This window comes from Archangium minus, assembly GCF_044360475.1.
Lineage (GTDB): Bacteria > Myxococcota > Myxococcia > Myxococcales > Myxococcaceae > Archangium > Archangium minus.
Genome location: NZ_CP043494.1, coordinates 5116620 through 5130309, shown reverse-complemented (window position 1 = coordinate 5130309; position 13690 = coordinate 5116620). Strand labels below are relative to the sequence as shown.

Annotated in this window: 13 protein-coding genes; 5 read left to right on the top strand and 8 right to left on the bottom strand. The window is 67.3% G+C overall.

Going from position 1 to position 13690, the window contains the following annotated elements:
• Positions 1 to 4: 4 nt before the first annotated feature.
• A complete protein-coding gene (locus F0U60_RS21295) occupies positions 5 to 1033 on the top strand; it encodes a nucleoside hydrolase (RefSeq protein ID WP_395822721.1) in 1029 nt (342 codons plus the stop codon).
• On the opposite strand, the gene F0U60_RS21290 is transcribed toward F0U60_RS21295, so the two are convergent.
• The 5 genes from F0U60_RS21290 to aspS all read right to left on the bottom strand — a co-directional run bounded on the left by F0U60_RS21290 (position 1025) and on the right by aspS (position 5627).
• Positions 1025 to 1342 (bottom strand): Smr/MutS family protein, encoded by a 318-nt coding sequence (locus tag F0U60_RS21290; RefSeq protein WP_395822719.1) that lies wholly within the window; start codon positions 1340 to 1342, stop codon positions 1025 to 1027. The genes F0U60_RS21295 and F0U60_RS21290 overlap by 9 nt on opposite strands.
• Positions 1329 to 1580 (bottom strand): hypothetical protein, encoded by a 252-nt coding sequence (locus F0U60_RS21285; protein WP_395822717.1) that lies wholly within the window; start codon positions 1578 to 1580, stop codon positions 1329 to 1331. Before F0U60_RS21285 ends, F0U60_RS21290 begins: the two co-directional genes overlap by 14 nt.
• A gap of 85 nt (positions 1581 to 1665) precedes the next feature.
• The gene (locus F0U60_RS21280; RefSeq protein ID WP_395822715.1) at positions 1666 to 2721 is read right to left on the bottom strand and encodes a DUF72 domain-containing protein; all 1056 of its coding nucleotides are present in this window, start codon (positions 2719 to 2721) and stop codon (positions 1666 to 1668) included.
• Positions 2722 to 2864: 143 nt separating this feature from the next.
• Positions 2865 to 3782: a diacylglycerol/lipid kinase family protein gene (locus F0U60_RS21275; RefSeq protein WP_395822713.1), complete on the bottom strand. Its 918-nt coding sequence runs from the start codon at positions 3780 to 3782 to the stop codon at positions 2865 to 2867.
• Positions 3783 to 3806: 24 nt separating this feature from the next.
• Positions 3807 to 5627 (bottom strand): aspartate--tRNA ligase, encoded by a 1821-nt coding sequence (aspS, locus tag F0U60_RS21270; protein WP_395822711.1) that lies wholly within the window; start codon positions 5625 to 5627, stop codon positions 3807 to 3809.
• A 161-nt stretch (positions 5628 to 5788) separates the two neighbouring features.
• Here aspS and F0U60_RS21265 point away from each other — a divergent pair, with 161 nt between their 5' ends.
• Together F0U60_RS21265 and F0U60_RS21260 are read left to right on the top strand one after the other, a co-directional pair.
• Positions 5789 to 7060, top strand: a complete 1272-nt coding sequence (locus tag F0U60_RS21265; RefSeq protein WP_395822709.1) for a hypothetical protein — start codon at positions 5789 to 5791, stop codon at positions 7058 to 7060.
• Between the two features lie 11 nt (positions 7061 to 7071).
• Positions 7072 to 7914, top strand: a complete 843-nt coding sequence (locus F0U60_RS21260) for a hypothetical protein (RefSeq protein WP_395822707.1) — start codon at positions 7072 to 7074, stop codon at positions 7912 to 7914.
• A 125-nt stretch (positions 7915 to 8039) separates the two neighbouring features.
• Here F0U60_RS21260 and F0U60_RS21255 read toward each other — a convergent pair whose 3' ends face one another.
• On the bottom strand, positions 8040 to 9365 hold the full coding sequence (locus F0U60_RS21255; protein WP_395822705.1) for an MFS transporter: 1326 nt from the start codon (positions 9363 to 9365) through the stop codon (positions 8040 to 8042).
• A gap of 252 nt (positions 9366 to 9617) precedes the next feature.
• On the opposite strand from F0U60_RS21255, the gene F0U60_RS21250 reads away from it, so the two are divergent.
• A complete protein-coding gene (locus tag F0U60_RS21250) occupies positions 9618 to 9839 on the top strand; it encodes a YHS domain-containing protein (RefSeq protein WP_203403821.1) in 222 nt (73 codons plus the stop codon).
• Positions 9840 to 9845: 6 nt separating this feature from the next.
• On the opposite strand, the gene recJ is transcribed toward F0U60_RS21250, so the two are convergent.
• On the bottom strand, positions 9846 to 11558 hold the full coding sequence (gene recJ / locus F0U60_RS21245; protein ID WP_395822703.1) for a single-stranded-DNA-specific exonuclease RecJ: 1713 nt from the start codon (positions 11556 to 11558) through the stop codon (positions 9846 to 9848).
• A gap of 219 nt (positions 11559 to 11777) precedes the next feature.
• On the opposite strand from recJ, the gene F0U60_RS21240 reads away from it, so the two are divergent.
• Entirely contained in the window at positions 11778 to 12377 is a 600-nt protein-coding gene (locus F0U60_RS21240) for a hypothetical protein (RefSeq protein ID WP_395822701.1), read from the top strand.
• A gap of 130 nt (positions 12378 to 12507) precedes the next feature.
• Here the strand turns inward: F0U60_RS21240 and secF are convergent, their stop codons facing one another.
• The gene (gene secF / locus F0U60_RS21235; RefSeq protein WP_395822699.1) at positions 12508 to 13683 is read right to left on the bottom strand and encodes a protein translocase subunit SecF; all 1176 of its coding nucleotides are present in this window, start codon (positions 13681 to 13683) and stop codon (positions 12508 to 12510) included.
• Between the last annotated feature and the right edge of the window lie 7 nt (positions 13684 to 13690).

Sequence of the window (13690 nt, the reverse complement as noted above, 5' to 3'; positions counted from 1 at the left end):
GACCGTGGAACGCGCGAGCCCCAACTGGATGGGGCTCGTGTCGCTGCTCTGCCTCGGGGCCTCGTGCGGTACGCACCACGGACCTTCCGCGCCACCCGAGCGAGTCCGGCTCATCCTCGACACCGACATGGGCAACGACGTGGATGACGCCCTGGCGCTCGCGCTCACCCATGCGCTGGTGAGCCGGGGCGAGGCGGAGCTGCTCGCCATCACGTTGACGAAGGGCGGCTCCTCGGTGGCGTACGTGGACGCGGTGAACACCTTCTACGGACGGCCGGACATCCCCATCGGCACGGTGGAGGGTGGAGGACCGACGCCCGAGGACTCGCCCTGGCTCCATGCGGTTCTCACGCGTACGCGAGTGGACGGCCAGCCCCTCTATCCGCATGACCTCCAGGCCGAACAGGCACCGGAGGCTGTGGAGGTGCTGCGGCACACGCTCGCGCACGAAGCGGACGGCGCGGTGGTTCTGGTGCAGGTGGGCTTCAGTACCAACCTCGCGAGGCTGCTGGACAGCCCTCCGGACGACGCCAGCCCGCTGGATGGCCGCACGCTCGTGGCACGCAAGGTGCGACGCCTGGTGCTGATGGCAGGGGCCTTCCCCGAGGGTGCTCCCGAGTTCAACGTGATGAGGGACGTGGCATCCGCCCGGCGGCTCTTCTCCGACTGGCCCACGCCCCTTGTGGCGAGTGGCTACGAAGTGGGCAGCACCCTCGTGTTCCCCGCGGAGAGCATCGAGCACGACTTCGGGTACGTCTCCAACCACCCCATCGCCGACGTCTACCGGCACTACAAACCCATGCCGTATGACCAGCCGACGTGGGATCTCACGGCCGTGCTGTACGCGGTGCGACCGGATGGTGGGGACTTCGGCCAGTCCGAGCCCGGACGCATCGAGGTGGACCCCGAGGGGCGCACCACCCACCGCGCGCAGCCAGGGGGAGACCACCGCTTCCTCACCGTGAGCGAGGAGCAGGCCCTTCGTGTGCGGCAGACCTTCGTCGAGCTGGTGAGCCGACCGCCCTCAGACTGATTCCAGGGGCTTCAACCGGACCCAGGTGGCGCCCCATCCCCCATCGCCTTCGGAAGCGGAGCGGAACGACTCCACCTCGGGCAATTTGGGGAGCAGCGACTGCACGGTGCGCCGCAGCGCGCCAGTGCCCTTGCCGTGGATGATGCGGATGTCGAGTACGCCCTTCTGACGGCAGGCCCAGAGGTACTCGGTGACAACGTCCTTCACGTCACGCGGGTGAAACAGGTGCAGGTCGAGGTTCCCATCCAGGGGGAGCTCGACGGGTGCTTCGGGGTCAAACGAGTCGTCGAAATCCTCAGGGCTGCCCACGACGCGCGCGCTCCGACTCCAGCTGTTTGCGCTCCGCGTCAAGGCGGTGGCGCTCCTGGGCGTCGCGAAACTCAGTTTCCAAGGTGGAAATCTCATTTCGCAGGGCGGAGAAATGTTTACGCACGTCTTCCCAGGTGTTGCCCACTTGCTGGCGTCGCGCGTCTTCCTCGACACCAGGGCCCGCCCCTCCGGCTGCTGAAACGCGTACCACGAGCGCTGCAACAAGGACCGATCTCATGATCCCCCCTCCAAGCAAACCGCGTGCTCAGCCAATGGGTGTTCATGCTGCGACATCTCACACCCTAAGCGCACACCTGGAATGATCAAGAGTCCACAGTTCCAATATTTCGGATGCGTAACATGACGCTCCGAGCCAGGAGCACGGCGGAGAGGGGTGCACTTCCTTCCGCTTTGTTGTTGAGCGTCACGAAGACGGGCTTGCTGGCGCGCAGAGCGGCGACAGAGGCGCGGGCCACGGCCTCGCGGGTGCGCACGTCCTCCTCCACCAGCTTGTCGAAAGGGAAGTAGCGCCTGCGGGCCTCCTCGTAGTCGAGGTGCGGAGGGAGCATCCAGCGCACCACGAGCGCCGGGGCCTGCAGCGCGCGCATGCGCACGGCCTGACGCTCCACAGGGGGCATGTTCTTCCAAGCGGCGAGCACGGGGCACACGCCGACCTCCTCGAGCGCCTGGGCCAGAGCCTCCGTCAACAGCGACTCATTGCGGAGCTCGACGGCATAGAGAGGCCCGCGGGGCAGCGCGGAGAAGAAGGCGTGCAGCCGCTCCACGAAGGGCCCCACCCCACCGAGGTCTTGCGGATCCTGCGGCGGCAGTTGGAAGACGAGCGGCCCGGCCTTCTCGCCCAGGCCCTCAACGAAGGGCGCCACCACGAGGTCGCGCGCATACGCGGCATCCAGGAAGCGCTCGTTGAGCTGACCTCGCAGGTCGCCATAGCGTTGGTGGACGGGCCAGCGTGCGAGGGTGCAGGCCTCATGCGCCTTCACCAGGAAACGGAAGCCGGCAGGCACCTGCGCGGCGTACTCGGCGAAGGTGGCGGCGGAAACAGGGGCATAGAAGGTCCGATCCACGCCCACGGTGCGCAGCACGGGGTGCTGGGCATACGCGGCGAGCCCCTCGCGGGACAGACGCGCCGGGGTGGCCTTGCGGTCGTAGACGAGCCCCTTCCCCTCCCAACCGGGGAACGTCCACGACGAGGTGCCCAGGAAGAGGCCCGGGGGAAGCTGCTCCCCGAGTGCCCTCACCTCCTCGGGCTGCTCGGCGGGGCCTATGGGCGCCTCGTGCCCGCGTCGGCGCACGCGGGGCGGAGTGGGGCTGGGAGCCCCGGTAAAGAGATCGAGCTGGGAGGGGTCACGTTCTGGCATGGCGCGCTCCGGCGTACTCTATTTCTAGAGTAAGCCGTAACGGCCAGACTTCCAAGGTCAAGTCGCGGAAAAAGGCCTACCCGTCTCCCAGGCAGCCGAGCTTCACGGCCTGGAAACACGGGACGAGCGCCCACCGAGGCGCGCTACACCTTGAGGCGGATGGCGCCGGGCAGGATGGAGATGCGGCACGGCAACCGGCCGGGCACCTCGCCGTCCATCTCCAGGAACACTTCCTCGTCGCTCTCGGCCTCGAGGGTGCGGCACTGGAGGTAGCGCGTCTTGTTCCAGGTGATGTGGTCACCGTTGTAGACGCCCTTGGACTTGATGATGAAGTCGTGCAGGCCGTAGTCGTGCCAGACGGTCAGGTCGAAGAGCCCGTCGTGGGTGACGGCCTTCGGGGCCACGCACATCCCACTGCCGAAGTAGCGCCCGTTGGACGCGGCGACGACGGTGATGCCCAGCTCCTCGGGCTCACCACCGTCCACGCGCAGGCGCACCTTCCGGTCCCTGTACTTCGCCATCGCCTTCACCGTGCCCCACACGAAGCTCAGGTTTCCACCGAGCGCCTTGCTGCCGGTGTTCACCTCGTGGGCCACCGCCGCGCTCACGCCGAAGGAGGCGATGTTGGCGAAGTAGCGCGACTCCTTCTCCCCCTGGAAGTTGACGTACTCGGCGAGCCCCACATCAAAAGGCTCGGTCTTGTCGGTCCGCAGCCGCGCCAGGGCCGAGTCCAGCTCCAGGTCCCAGCCAAAGGCACGCCGGAAGTCACCGCCCGTGCCTCGGGGAATGAGGCCCAGGGCGGCCTGGGGGTTGATGGCCTTGCCGTCGGCGAAGAAGCCGTTGACCACCTCGTTGACGGTGCCGTCGCCGCCCACTGCGGCGATGCACTCGTAACCGTCCGCGAGTGCATCGCGCGTCAGCCGCACGGCATCCAGGGGGCGCTCGGTGAAGCCGAAGCCGAAGTCGCCGATCGCCCGAGTCACCTGTCCCGAGATCTCCGCCCAGCGCTTGCCCGTCTGGCCACCAGCGCTGCGCGGATTCACCACGAGGAACGTCTTCATCAAACCCTGTCCTGGGGGGAGGGATTACTTCTGCGGGGGCGGCGTGGGGCGCACGTGCACTTCGCGCAGCTGCTTGTCGTCCACGTCGCCCGGCGCGCCCGTCATCAGGTCCGTGCCCGTCTTCGTCTTGGGGAACGGGATGACGTCACGCAGCGACTCGGCGCCCGTGAGCAGCATCACCAGACGGTCCATGCCCAGCGCGATGCCTCCGTGCGGCGGCGCGCCGAACTTCAGCGCGTCCAGCAGGAAGCCGAACTTCACCCGCGCCTCCTCGTCCGAGATGCCCAGCGCCTTGAACACCTCCGCCTGGACCTTCGGATCATGCAGGCGGATGGAGCCGCCGCCGATCTCGAAGCCGTTGAGCACCACGTCGTAGCGGTGGCACTTCACGCGGCCCGGATCCGTCAGCAGGTACTGCACGTCCTCGTCGTGCGGCCGGGTGAAGGCGTGGTGCGCCGCCGCCCACGTCTTGGTCTCCTCGTCGTACTCGAAGAGGGGCGGGTTCACCACCCAGAGGAACTTCCACACGCCGCCGCTGCCGTACTCGGGGATGAGGCCCAGCTTCTTGGCCACGTGCACGCGCAGGTTCGCCATCACCGTGTGCACCAGCGACTCGCGGCCGAACTGGAACACGAGGAGGTCGCCCGTCTTCGCGTTGCACGCCTGGTTGATGGCCTGGCGCAGCGCCGGGGTGATCGTCTTGGACAGCGGGGACTGGGTCCACTCACCGCCCTCGCCCACCTTGGCGCGAGCCAGCCCCTTGGCGCCGTTCTGCTTGGCGAAGTCCTCGAGCTTGTCGCTCTCCGCGCGGCTCATCGGCTTGTCCGCGGGGATGACCATGGCCTTGACGATGCCGCCCTGCTCCACCGCCTCCCACATCATCGGCACGCCGCCCGCGGCGCCGTGCTGGCGGATGACGTCCGTGAGCACCACGTGCTCCAGCCCGAAGCGCAGGTCCGGCTTGTCGTTGCCGTACTTCGCCATGGACTCGTCGAAGTCCATCCGCATGAAGGGCGTGGGGATGTCGATGCCCAGCACCTCGCCCCACAACCGCTTCAGCAGCCCCTCGATGATGGTGAAGATGTCGTCCTGGGTGACGAAGCTCATCTCCACGTCGATCTGCGTGAACTCGGGCTGCCGGTCCAGGCGCAGGTCCTCGTCGCGGAAGCACTTGACGATCTGGAAGTAGCGGTCGAAGCCCGCCACCATGAAGAGCTGCTTGTAGAGCTGGGGGCTCTCGGCCAGCGCGTAGAACTTGCCCGGGTTGAGGCGGCTGGGGACGAGGAAGTTGCGCGCGCCACCCGGGGTGTACTTGCCCATGAAGGGCGTTTCCAGCTCGAGGAAGCGGTTGTCTACCATGTACGAGCGCGTGATCGCGTTCATCTTCGAGCGCGTCATCAGCGTCTGCTGCAGCGGCCGGCGGCGCAGATCCAGGAAGCGGTACGCCAGGCGCTTCTCCTCCGCCGTATCGACAGAGTCCTCGACGAGGAACGGCGTGGGCTCGGAGCGATTGAAGATGGTCAGGTCCGAGGCCTTGATCTCGATCTCACCCGTCTTGAGCTTGGGATTGACCTGGGAGCCGCGCGAGACGACCTTGCCCTTGATGCCGATGCAGAACTCGAGCCGCAGCTGACCCGCCAGCTCGTGGGCCTCCTTCGCAATGTCCGGCTCGAAGACCACCTGCGTGAGACCCTCACGGTCACGCAAGTCGATGAAGACCGCGCCGCCGTGGTCTCGCCTGTTCTGCACCCAGCCGAAGAGAACGACCTCCTCACCGATGTTCGCCTTGGTGAGCTGCCCGCAGGTATGAGTACGCTTGACCTCGGTAATGAACGGGACCGCCATGACACCGCCTGCACAGAGGGTGATTGAAGGGCGGCACCATAGAGAGCGCGGAAACGACGCGTCAAGGAATCCGAGAAGGAGCCGGGCAAGCGGAAGGAAGGCCCCGATCCACCCTCCCCCCGGCTTCTGATGGTCCCCGGACCCGTAGTAAGAAGGCCGACATGGTCCGAAAGCTGACAGCCGCCGCGCTCGCGACGCTCGTCGTCTCGTGCGCGCCGGAACCCCAGAAGCCTGTGAAGGTGCGTGCGCTCGTGCTCTCCGGCAATAGCGAGTACGTGCCCACGGAGGTGGAGCTCCAGACGATCACAGACATCGTGGCCCTGGAAGGCCAGGTGGCGAAGATGCGGGGCGGCGCCCGCGTCGTGTTGGACTCGAACGATCCCGAGGCCAATGCCGCCAAGACCGAGGAAGCGTTCCTGCGCGCCCTGCTCAAGGAGGAGGGCCGTCCCGTCACCGCCCACTACATCACCGATGATCAGGGCGTGCTGTGGCCGGCGGACTTCCACACGTGGAACCTCGTCACCACGTACTACAACCTCGAGCGCGCCTGGGATTACTTCAACAAGGTCGTCGACGTGAAGCAGGCCGAGCTGCCGCAGATGACGGCCTACTACTTCCCCGAGTTCATCATCGCCGACACGAGCGACGAGCCGATGCGCGACAACGCCATCTTCTTCGCTCCGACGCAGTCCTTCATGGTGCTGCCCTTCGAGACCATCACGAAGGCGCCGCTGGCCATCAACGCCTCGGTGCTCACCCACGAGTACGCGCACATGGTCTTCAACCGGCGCGTGTACAACGGCCGCTCCCTGCCGGAGCCCATCAGCGCCTGGTCGTTGAGTGGGGGCACGTACACCCCGGCGCTCAACGTCATCAAGTCACTGGACGAGGGCCTGGCGGACTATCACGCCTACGTGGCCTCGTGCCGCTCGACGTTCGGCTGCAACAAGCGCGTGCTGTACACCTCCATCGACGGGCAGTCGGAGTCGGATCGTGACCTGTCGAAGACCACGTGCATGAGCCGGGAGCTGCGCGAGCTGTTGGAGACCGCCAACTACAACTCCGTGTTCTCCGGCCGCGAGTACCAGGTGGGCACCATCCTGGCGAGCGCACTCGTCAACGCCGAGCAGTCGGCGGCCGACCGCGAGACGCTGGCGCGAGCGGTGACGGCGGCGTACTCGGACACGACCACGACGAAGCCTGGCTTCAACCAACTGGCCCACGCGGCGCTGAACGATCAGAGGGCGTTCACGCTGGCCGTGGCCGCCAAGGCCATCATCCGGCACATCAGTGAATTCAATCTGAAGCAGCGGGTGTGCAGCCAGTTCGCCACCCGCCTGCAGATCCCCATCGAGGACCTCGTCGGCGGTGTGGACGATTGCCCGGATAGCACCACCACCATCGTTGGCGTCTGCGAGTCGATCAACCCATGAGGACCGCTGCCGTGCATTCTTGGATTCTGCCGTGCCTCCTCGGGGGCCTCACGCTCGCCACGCCCACGTTCGCCCAGGACGATGACTCGTCCTACGCCTACCCGGACGACGAGCAGCCTGAGGAGACGAGCTCCTCACGCCGACGCCGCGCCCAGCAGGAGGAGGACACGCCCTACGCCTACCCGGACGAGGAGAAGTCCGAGGAGACAGACACTCCGCGCCGGCGCCGCTCGCGAGCCGAGGAGGACACGGCGTCGGACTTCCGTCGGATCGCCGAGGAGGAGGACGAGGAGAAGAAGTTCGAGCACCTGGCGCGCATGGATGACCCGAACACGGGCGTAGCCTTCGAGGTGCTCGGGGGCGCGATGTTCCTGAGCAGCGCGCGTGGGCAGCAGCTTGGGGACCTCTTGCCGGCCATCGGCGGACGCTTCACGTGGGAGTACGGGCGCCTGCTGAACGTGGAGCCCCTGCGCGAGGCGCTCTGGTTTGACGTGCGCTACACGTACGCCGGGATGCGAGAGGGAACGCAGCTCATCGTGGGAGACACGAGGCTGCACTACGCCACGATCGCGCCGGCGTACGAGCTGACGTTCGGAGAGGGCTCGGACTATGGCGTCTACGCGCAGGTAGGCGGAGGCATCGCGTACGAGCACACGACGCTGGAGATCGGCGGCAAGCTCACGCCGTTGGACGACATCAAGCCGCTCATCCAGTACGGGGTGGGCCTGCGAGGCCGGACGAAGCTGTCGTCGGAGACGAACGTGCGGCTGGCCTGGCGAGTGGAGCTCATGCGCTTCCGGCGCGGCTACATGGACGACACGTTCCTGGGCGCGAGCCTCGGCACAGCGTTCTAAAGAATCCCCCTCTCCCTTCGGGAGAGGGCTGGGGTGAGGGTATCTCGCCCCTCAAGTTCCCCTCCGTGAATGCCCCCTCTCCCTCTGGGAGAGGGCTGGGGTGAGGGTCAGCGCCCCCCAAATGACTACAAGGCGCTCATCGTGGCGAAGCGCGAGCGACCCGCGAGCCCCAGGTAGAGCGCGACGAGCAGCCCCACCCCACAAACGGCCGCCACGTAGAACGCAGGCCCCATGGGGCTCATCTTCGTGAGCAGGGTGACCACCATAGGCGTCAGCCCGCCGAAGATGGCGTAGGCCACGTTGTACGAGAACGAGAGGCCCGAGAAGCGCACAGCGGGAGGGAAGGCGCGCACCATGACAGTGGGGACCACGCCGACCACACCGACACAGAAACCCGCCAGGGCGTACAGCGGGACGAGGTGCCCCGGATTCTGGCCCACGCCGTGGTAGAACAGGTACGTCGTCACGAGCAGCGCGGCGCAGCCAAGGGTCAGCGCCCGGACGACGCCCCAACCATCCGCGAGCAGGCCGAAGCAAATGCACCCAACGGTGAGGCTCAGCGTGGCCACGCTGTTGGCCTCCAGCGCCTGGGCCGGCGTGATGCCGTAGAGCTTCTGCAGCAAGTCCTGCGTCAGGAGAATCACCACCACGATGCCGGCGGTGAGCACCCAGGTGAGCAGCATGGACACCACCACCGCGGGGACATGACCGCGCAGCACGGCCTTGAGCGGCAGCTCTTCCACCAGGGCTCGGCGCTTGCGCATCTCCTCGAACACGGGCGTCTCGGCCAACCAGCGACGCAGGAACACGGCGAAGAAGCCGAACACGCCGCCCACCAGGAACGGCACGCGCCACCCGAACGCCAGCACCTCCTCCGGGGTGTAGATCTTGTTGATCGCCGTCGCCACCAGCGAGCCGAGCAAGATGCCGAACGTCAGCCCCGAGGTGAGCGTGCCGCAGGCGAAGCCGACGCGGCGCTCGGGCACGTGCTCGGAGACGAAGACCCAGGCACCCGGCACCTCACCGCCCACCGCCGCGCCCTGCAGCATGCGCAGCACCAGCAGCGCCAGCGGCGCCACGTACCCCACGGAGGCGAAGGTGGGCAGCATGCCGATGAGGAGCGTTGGCACGGCCATCATGAACACGCTCAGCGCGAACATCTGCTTGCGGCCGCTGCGGTCGCCGAAGTGCGCCATGATGATGCCGCCCAGGGGACGCGCCAGGTAGGCGACCGCGAACAGCCCGTACGTCTGCAACTGGCGCAGCCACTCCGCCGTGTCCGCCGGGAAGAACAACTGGCCGATCGCCCGGGCGAAGAACACGAAGATGATGAAGTCGTAGAACTCGAGCGCCCCGCCCAGCGCCGCCAGAGCGAGCGTCCTGGCGTCCTGTCCTGTAAGCGGGCGATGCGCGAGAGGCTGCTGGGATTCAGGGTTCGAAGGGTTTGGCACGGGGTGATCTCAGCGTGAGCGGCGGGGGCGAGCAAGAAGTGGAATGAGGCATCCCACTCCTCACGAGACTCGTACCAGGGTGCACTCCGGCACCCGCGGGCAAGGAAAAGTTTTCCCTCCCGCTGGCTGCCCCTTGCCTCTCTGTCAGACACCCATCAGCCCAACGCTGCGAATCCACGAGGCCCGCCGTTGGCATGGCCGCTGCTTTGAGTCGCCACGAAGCAAGGCGAGTCAGGTTGGGGGAGGCGGGGAATGAAGGACGTATCGAAGCGACACCTGGATCCGGTCTGCGGCAAGCAATTGGAGGCGCCCGAGAGTCGTCCGTCGACGGAGTACAAGAAGCGCCGGTACTTCTTCTGCTCGGAGCGGTGCCGCACGGCCTTCGAGCGTCAGGCCGAGCGCTTCCGCATGAACGACCTGGCACGCGCGGGAGCGCTGCTGACGCCGGGACGGGTGCGCTGGGGCATCGCCTGAACGAACTCAGGCGGCGACGCGCAGGTCCTTGAGCTTGAGGGACAGCCGCCGCTGACCCCGGAAGGTGTCGAACCCCGCCTGAAAGGCCAGGTCCACCGGCCCCTCGGTGAGGGCCAGCCGATCCGCCATGCCAAAGCCGATGGCGTCCACGGAAGGTGCGTCCACCAGGGCCAGCTTGAGGTGGCCGGCGCCTCCAGACTTGGGCGGCAGCACGCGCGGGCGGGCCACCTGATGGCGGAGCACCAGCACAGGCTCGGGATTGCCCTGCCCAAAAGGCCCGAGCCGCTGCAGCGCCTCCACCGCGCGCTCGTCCAGCTCGTTCACGCCCACCACCGCGTCCACCTTGCAGCGGGGAATCAGATCCTCCGGCGTGAGCCGCTGCCGGGCGATGCGCTCGAAGGACTCGCGCAAGGCGGGCAGGTGCTTGGCCTCCACGGTGAGGCCGGCGGCGTGCTTATGCCCACCGAAGCGCGCGAGCAGATCCGCACAACCGCTGAGCGCGTCGTAGAGGTGGAACCCCTCGATGCTGCGCGCCGAACCCTTCCCTACCCCGTCCTTCACACCGATCATGACGGTGGGACGGTGGAAGCGCTCCACCACGCGGGAGGCCACGATTCCGATGACGCCCGGGTGCCAGCCGTCCGCGTAGAGGACGAAGCCACGCGCGTGCTCGGCCCGCTCCTGCGCCTGGGCGAGCGCCTCGGTGAGGATGCTGCTCTCAATGCCCTGCCGCTCGGCGTTGGCGCGATCCAACACCTGCGCCAGCGAGCGCGCCGAGTCGAGCGACTCGGAGCACAAGAGCTGAAGCCCCAGCGAGGCGTCATGCAGACGACCGGCGGCGTTGATGCGGGGCCCCAGCCGGAAGCCCACCTGCCCTGCGGTGACGGGGCTGTCCGCCTCGAGGCCGGCAACCTCCTTGAGCGCGCGCACACCGTAGCGGCGACCCGCGGAGAGCTCCTGCAGCCCGTGGTGGACGAGGATGCGGTTGGCGCCCGTGAGAGGCACCACGTCCGCCACCGTGGCCATGGCCACCAGGTCGAGCAGCGCCTTGAGGTTGGGCTCCTTACGGGTGGCGAACCAGCCGTCCTCGCGCAGCTTCTTGCGCAGGCCCATGCAGAGGTTGAAGGCCACGCCAGCGGCGCACAGGTGCTTGGTGGGGTACTCACAGCCGGGCTGGTGCGGGTTGAGCACCGCCACGGCCGGGGGCAGCGTAGGCGGCACCGTGTGGTGATCCACCACCACCACGTCCAGGCCCAGCTCCTTCGCCCGGGAGATCTCCGCCACGGAGGTAACGCCGCAGTCGAGCGTCACCAGGACCCGGGTCCCATCCGAGGCGATCTTCTCCACCGCCTGGAGGTTGAGGCCGTAGCCCTCGTCCAACCGGTGGGGGATGTACGTGGCCGGCTTGGCGCCCAGCTCGCGGAGGAACAGGCACACGAGCGAGGTGGAGCACACGCCGTCCACGTCGTAGTCGCCGTAGAGGGTGATGCGCTCCTTCTCGCGGATGGCGCGGAACAGCCGCTCCACGGCGGCGACCATGCCCTTCATCCGGAAGGGATCCGGCAGGTCCGCCAGCCGGTCCGACAGAAAGGCCGAGGCGGCCTCGGGGGTGCGGAGGCCTCGGTGCACGAGCACACGCGCGGAGAGCGGATGCAGCCCCAGCTCAGCGGCCAGCGACGCTGCCTGCTCCTGGGGTACTTCCGGCATCAACCAACGCACGTTCGCCTCCCCTCCTGGGATGCCCGCTCTGGGCACAGGGGCCTACAAGAATACACCCCCAGTCTACCTCGGAAGTCTCTCCGAGGGAACCCGACCTGGGGCTCGCGCCTCCGTCCATACAGCGGACGGGCGGACGAGCGCCTGTGGGATGCCTGCCCGGCCCCCACGTTGCCAGGGATGCGCAGCTTCCACTGCAAACCAATGAACAAGGAGCTTGGCATGACTTCGAGGGGCATCCGGATAACGGCCCTAGCGCTCGGGATGGGGCTCGCCGGTACCGCGATGGCACGAGAGAGGGACCCGAAGCAAGGAGATGTAAACGTCTTCGTGGGGGGCGGCATTGGCGGGTACACGGGAGACCTGGGGGGATTGTCCGCCACGGGTCCCACGTGGGGCGTCACCCTCAACCTCCAACCCTACAAGATGCTGGGCTTCGAGGTGGGCTACGACGGCTCGAAGAACGACGTGACGGACGATCGCTTCCGGGCCGCGGAGGCCCCCTCGCTCATGCGCCATGGGGCGACCAGCCTGGTGAAGCTGTCGCCCCCGTTCATGGAGCGGGTGCGTCCCTTCGTGGGGGCGGGGTTGGGCGTGTCCTACGTGTACGTGCGAGGGGCGGGAAATGGCCCGTACAGCTCGGACCTGATGGAGGAGCTGCCGCTGGCGGCGGGGGTCGAGTTCAACAGCGGAGCACTGACAGCGGGCATCCGAGGCACCTACCGGGTGCTGGTGGACGACAACTTCGCGGACGCGGCGGTACCGGGGGACGCGAGCGGCGGCATCCTGGGAACGAACCTCACGGTAGGAGGCCGCTTTTAAGGGGGATGGGACGCCCACAAACACCGAAGGCCCTCGTCGCCGCGGATCCGCGGGAACAAGGGCCTTCCGTGCATACCCCCTCTCCCTTTGGGAGAGGGCTGGGGTGAGGGTATGTGACCCCCACCGTGAATCAGGCCACCTTGGGCTGCTCGATGCCGCCCTTCTTGGCCTCGCGAGCGGCGGCGCGCTCATCCAGCCAGATGGTGAGAGGGCTGGCGATGTACACGGACGAGTACGTGCCGACGATGATGCCCACGAGCATGGCCCAGGCGAAGTCGCGGATCTCGCCGACGCCGAAGATGAGCAGACCGACGAGCGAGAGGGCCGTGGTACCCGAGGTGAGAATGGTACGCACCAGGGTGTCGTTGACGGCGATGTTGATGACCTCGGCCAGCGGCTTGCCCTTGTACTTGCCCATGTCCTCGCGGATGCGGTCGTAGATGACGATGGTGTCGTTGACCGAGTAGCCGACGATGGTGAGCAGCGCGGCGATGGCGGTGAGGCTGAACTCGGCGCGGCTGAACAGGTAGAAGCCGGCCACCATCACGACGTCGTGGAGCATGGCGAGCAGCGCGCCGGGGCCGAACTTGAAGTCGAACCGGAACGCCACGTAGATGAGGATGGCGACCATGGAGTACACGAGCGCCATGACGCCGCGGTTGCGCAGCTGCTTGCCGACCTGAGGGCCCACGTACTCGGTGCGGCGCATCTCGAAGTCCGGCTTGTCCTGCTGCTGCACGCCCGACATCAGCGCGCTGCGGATACGGTCCGCCATGCCGCTGGCGACGACCTGGTAGTCGAAACCACCGGCCTGCGCCTGGCCCAGCTCGCGCACCTCTTCCACACCCGTACCAGAACCCTCCACCGCCGCGCGGACCTGCTCGGCGTTAAGGGACTGTGCGGAGCGGAAGTTGATGATGCCGTTGGCCAGGTCCGGGCGGACGTTCTTCGGGTCCACCCCACCCAGGGCCTGGAGGGCCGTGCTCGCCTTGGCCGCGCTCTCCTCGGTGAGCTGGGTCACGCCGCCCAGGCGCAGCAGGAACGAGTTCTCATCCGCCGAGCCGATGCTCTGCACGGAGACGTCGTGCAGCCCGCCGGACTCGGCGCGCTTGCGCACGTCCGCCGCGGAGACGGAGTGGTCGAACTTCACCTCCACCACCGTGCCGCCGGCGAAGTCCACGCCGTAGTTGAAGCCCCAGACGGCGATGCCCACCAGGATGATCAGGTTGATCGCCGTGGAGATGAAGAGGGCAATCTTGCGCTTGCCGATGAAGTCGATGTTCGTCTTGTTCTTGAGGATCTGCATGTCTGCT

Coding starts and splice junctions, on each gene's coding strand:
- F0U60_RS21285 (WP_395822717.1), bottom strand. CDS start 1,580: ATGAGATCGGTCCTTGTTGCAGCGCTCGTGGTACGCGTTTCAGCAGCC.
- F0U60_RS21280 (WP_395822715.1), bottom strand. CDS start 2,721: ATGCCAGAACGTGACCCCTCCCAGCTCGATCTCTTTACCGGGGCTCCC.
- F0U60_RS21275 (WP_395822713.1), bottom strand. CDS start 3,782: ATGAAGACGTTCCTCGTGGTGAATCCGCGCAGCGCTGGTGGCCAGACG.
- aspS (WP_395822711.1), bottom strand. CDS start 5,627: ATGGCGGTCCCGTTCATTACCGAGGTCAAGCGTACTCATACCTGCGGG.
- F0U60_RS21265 (WP_395822709.1), top strand. CDS start 5,789: ATGGTCCGAAAGCTGACAGCCGCCGCGCTCGCGACGCTCGTCGTCTCG.
- F0U60_RS21250 (WP_203403821.1), top strand. CDS start 9,618: ATGAAGGACGTATCGAAGCGACACCTGGATCCGGTCTGCGGCAAGCAA.
- F0U60_RS21240 (WP_395822701.1), top strand. CDS start 11,778: ATGACTTCGAGGGGCATCCGGATAACGGCCCTAGCGCTCGGGATGGGG.
- secF (WP_395822699.1), bottom strand. CDS start 13,683: ATGCAGATCCTCAAGAACAAGACGAACATCGACTTCATCGGCAAGCGC.